Raw genomic sequence first — 3,973 nt, 5'->3', positions numbered from 1 at the left:
CGCCGAACGGGTCGGCGCCGCTATCGGGGTCGCGGTGAAACCCGCGGGCGAACTGCGCCTGCAACCGGTCACGGACCGCTTCTTCTTCTGGCTGCGCGCGACTGCCCTCGAGACCCGCCGTCTCGCCAACTGGTGGGCCGAGCGGATGTTGCTGACGCCGCGCCCGCTGCAGGAAAAGATGGCCTTGTTCTGGCACGGGCACTTCGCCACAGGCGCGGAGAAGGTGCGGGACTACCGCAAGATGCTGGCGCAGTTGGCGCTGTTCCGCCGCTGCGCCACGGCCAATTTCCGCGACCTGCTCGTCGGGGTTGCCCAGGATCCAGCGATGCTGGTGTTCCTCGATGCCGGTCGCAATGTGAAGGGCGCCCCCAACGAGAATTTCGGCCGCGAGGTGATGGAACTCTTCACCATGGGCGTCGGCCATTATACCGAGGCTGACATCCGCGAAGCTGCCCGTGCCTTCACCGGCTGGACGACCGACGATCTGAGCTTCCGGGTGGACGTCACCCGCCACGACGATGGCATCAAGACCGTGCTCGGACACACCGGGCGGCTCGATGGCGTGGCCGTGCTCGACATCATCATGCAGCAGCCGGCAACGGCGCAGCACATCGCCGACCGTTTGTACCGCTTCCTCGTCCGCGACGAGCTGTCACCTGCCTTCCGGCAGCGTCTTGGCGGCTTGCTCGCGGACTGCAACTTCGAAATCGCGGCGTTCCTGCGCACCTTGTTCCTCTCGCGCGACTTCTACAGCCCGGCTTCGGTCGGAGCACACATCAAGAGTCCGGTCGAGATGATCGTCTCCACCTATCGGCGGCTCGGGCTTCGGGAGCTTCCAGGCGTGCCGGACTTCAACGCCGTGTGCGGCGAGTTGGGTCAGGTCCTGCTCAATCCACCCACCGTCGCAGGCTGGGCGCAGGGCCGGGCCTGGATTACGCCAGGCACCCTGCTTGCCCGCGGCAACTTCGCGCGGGAGGTCATGTTCCCCGACATGATTGGCTTCACCGATCCGATGCTCGATCCGGGATCTGTGGTGCGCGCGGTGAACACCCGCATCCAGCGGGGGATGGACGTGGCCTCGGCCACCGCCGAGGGGCCTGCGGTCGAGACCGGCGCTGCGGAGAGCGGCCCGCGGCCGGCGGGGCGGGAGGATTTCAACACACGCTACGCCAGCCTCCAGGGCTGGCAGCAGGCAATGCGAAGGATACGACCGATCCCGCGTGCCGCAGCCCGGTTCAGTCTGAGCGACAATGTCACGCAGGCCGGTTGCGTCGACGCAGCGGAAACCGTGGACCTCCTGCTCGATCGCTTCCTCGGTATGCCCGTCGACGATGAGGTCCGCGCGAGGCTGATCGGCTTCCTCGAGACACAACTCGGCACATCAAGTATCGCCCGGGCTCGCTCCTACATGGAGGAGCCGTTGCGCCTGCTTACCCACCTCATCATGAGCACGCCCGAGTACCAGTTGGCCTGAACCATGCGCGCGAACGGCCGCGCTGCCGCGAAGAGGGAGCCCCGCCCATGTCCGACCCGCGTGATCCCCTCCCGCACCGCCATCAGCCGGGGCTGGCGCGCCGGGATCTGCTGCGTCTCGGCGTCGGCGGCGTCGGGCTGAGCGTTCTGGGCGCCAGAGGCGGTTCGGCAGTCTTCGCGCCGTCGGCCGAGGCAGCGACGCGCAGGACCTCCGACCGCATCCTGGTCGTGGTGGAACTGTCGGGCGCGAATGATGGGTTGAATACCGTCGTCCCCTATGCCGACGACGCCTACTACCGGGCGCGCCCGAAGCTCGGCCTGCGGCCCGAGCGGCTGATCAGGCTGGACGACCATGTCGGGCTGCAATCGACGATGACCGGACTTGCCCGCCTGTACAAGGACGGCGAGTTGGCGATCGTGCAGGGCGTGGGCTACGATCAGCCCTCCTTTTCGCATTTCACCTCCATGGCCTACTGGCACACGGCGGCGCCGAACAGCGGCGAAACCTATGGCTGGCTCGGTCGGCTCGCCGACGCGCTCGACCCGAAGGCCGACCCGTACTGCCTGGTGAACGTGCAGGCCAGGCAGTCGCTCGCGGTTCGTGCCCGTGAACACGTTCCGCTGGTCTTCGACGACCCGGAGAAATTCAGCCGGACGGGCCTGCATGCGGAGCGCGAGGTCCTGCAGCACCTGGTTGGTGCGACCTCGCGCGGCCCGGTGCAGCGCTTCATGGCCGATGTCGCCCGCGCTGCCCGCTCTGCTGAGCTGCGGGTGCGCGAAGCCTGCGCGAGCTACCGCACACCGGTCGAGTACGGCCTGTATCGCTTCGGCCTGGAACGAGTCGCAGCGATGATTGCCGGTGGTTTTCCGACCCGCGTTTTCTATGTGAGTTACCCCAACAACGCCTTCGACACGCATGTCTATCAGGCCGATACTCACGCGAGGCTATGGAAGTATACCTCGGACCATATCGCAGCCTTCCTCGCTGACATGCGCCGCATCGGCCGCGGCGACGACGTCGCGCTTCTGATGTTCAGTGAGTTCGGGCGCCGCGTGGCGGAGAACGCCAACGGCGGCACGGACCACGGCACCGCCGGACCGGTCTTCGTCGTGGGTGGCGGAGTGCGGGGTGGAGTGTACGGGCAGCCGCCCGACCTGCTTGCGCTCGAGGATGGCAATTTGCGGCATACGCTCGATTTCCGCCACGTCTATGCGACGATGGTGCGGGAATGGATGGGCCTCGGCGACACCCGTACCGTGCTGAGCGATGATTTCGCTGGACTCGGCCTTTACGAGGCGGCCTGAACTGCGATTGGCGAGGGATTGGGGCTCCGTCATCGAGGACAGGTGTTCCTCGCAGGTACTGGTCCGAGTTGACGATGATCGTGCCGTCCAGTCGCCAGGCCTTCGTCGCCCGCCATTCCGTGTCGAAGCGAATCCGATGCCGAGGGATGCCGGGGAGCCGCTGCGCCGTGCGGAAGGTGGCGTCGATGAGCGCATGGTCGAGCGCAACAGCGAGGCGCTCGGTTCGCCAGGCGAGCCCGGTCTCCATCTCCCCGCCGGCGCCTATCGCCTGCATTCTGGAAAAAGCCGCGGCCCTGGATCTCGCTCTGCACCAGCAGGATGCCATCCGAGAGATCGATTCGGAACATGCCGAGATCCCAGGTGGTCCGGCCGCCGCCAGGGGCGCGGCAGGGTGCCGCGCAGCCCTCCTTCCCGGGTCCGGCTCACCACCTGCTTCAAGGCTTCCGTACTGTGGATCTGTCACATGCCAGGAGGAGATTGCTCCGTCACGGCGCGCCCGTGTAGCCATCCTCCGGGTTGAACACGGCACCAGGCGCCAGTACGCCAGCTCCTGGTACGTGGTTCACCTCGAGCCGAATCCCGTCAGGATCCTCGAAGAGAACCGAATAGTAGCCGGGTGCCCACGATCCTTGCGCAGGAGCGTGAATGATGGTGGCGCCCATCTCGCGTAAGAGATCGGCACATCGGTCGACATCCTCGCGTGATCTGGCGCGCAAGCAGAGGTGATGCAGACCAACTCGCTGCTGCACGAAGCGTTCTCCCTGATAGGCAGGGTCACATGGCGCAATGCCGATAGCCGTCCTGGCGCCGACGAAGTAGGTGAACTTTGGGCCGTCGAACACTGGCTTCATGCCGAAGGCAGGCAGCAGCCTCGCGTAGAAGGCCCGAGCCCTCGGGTAGTCGCTCACGGTCAACACGACATGTGCCATGCCGTTGATCTCGATTGTCACGATATCCCCCCTCTCGCCTGACAAACTCGGCATCGCTGCCCCGCGGCTTATCGTAGAAGGCAGAACGTTCCAGCTCGCTGCAAACGCCTGCGGTGTGAGCTGCTTTGAGCGCAGCCTCCTCCCATCAGGGAGGGGTCAAGCGTTCCTGTTGCTTCGCCTCTTTCGGTCGGGTGCCCGTTGTTGCTCGACATAACGCTTGATGATGTCGAGCGGGGCGCCACCACAGCTTATGACGCAGTAGCTTG

The 3,973-nt window shown here is 65.8% G+C and carries 3 protein-coding genes; 2 read left to right on the top strand and 1 reads right to left on the bottom strand.

Annotated features, from left to right (window positions below; translation table 11 throughout):
• Together Q7A36_RS38705 and Q7A36_RS38700 are read left to right on the top strand one after the other, a co-directional pair.
• A partial coding sequence (locus tag Q7A36_RS38705) for a DUF1800 domain-containing protein (protein ID WP_305109121.1) occupies positions 1 to 1,474 on the top strand: 1,474 nt, incomplete at its 5' end.
• A gap of 47 nt (positions 1,475 to 1,521) precedes the next feature.
• The gene (locus tag Q7A36_RS38700) at positions 1,522 to 2,778 is read left to right on the top strand and encodes a DUF1501 domain-containing protein (protein ID WP_305109120.1); all 1,257 of its coding nucleotides are present in this window, start codon (positions 1,522 to 1,524) and stop codon (positions 2,776 to 2,778) included.
• Positions 2,779 to 3,263: 485 nt separating this feature from the next.
• Here Q7A36_RS38700 and Q7A36_RS38695 read toward each other — a convergent pair whose 3' ends face one another.
• Entirely contained in the window at positions 3,264 to 3,728 is a 465-nt protein-coding gene (locus Q7A36_RS38695) for a VOC family protein (RefSeq protein WP_305109119.1), read from the bottom strand.
• Between the last annotated feature and the right edge of the window lie 245 nt (positions 3,729 to 3,973).

This window comes from Paracraurococcus lichenis (assembly GCF_030657435.1).
In the GTDB taxonomy this organism is placed as follows: domain Bacteria; phylum Pseudomonadota; class Alphaproteobacteria; order Acetobacterales; family Acetobacteraceae; genus Paracraurococcus; species Paracraurococcus lichenis.
This window is presented reverse-complemented; position numbering and strand designations above follow the sequence as displayed.

What these genes read in the sequence shown, in the direction of transcription:
- Q7A36_RS38700 (WP_305109120.1), top strand. Translation starts at nt 1,522, where the DNA reads ATGTCCGACCCGCGTGATCCCCTCCCGCACCGCCATCAGCCGGGGCTG.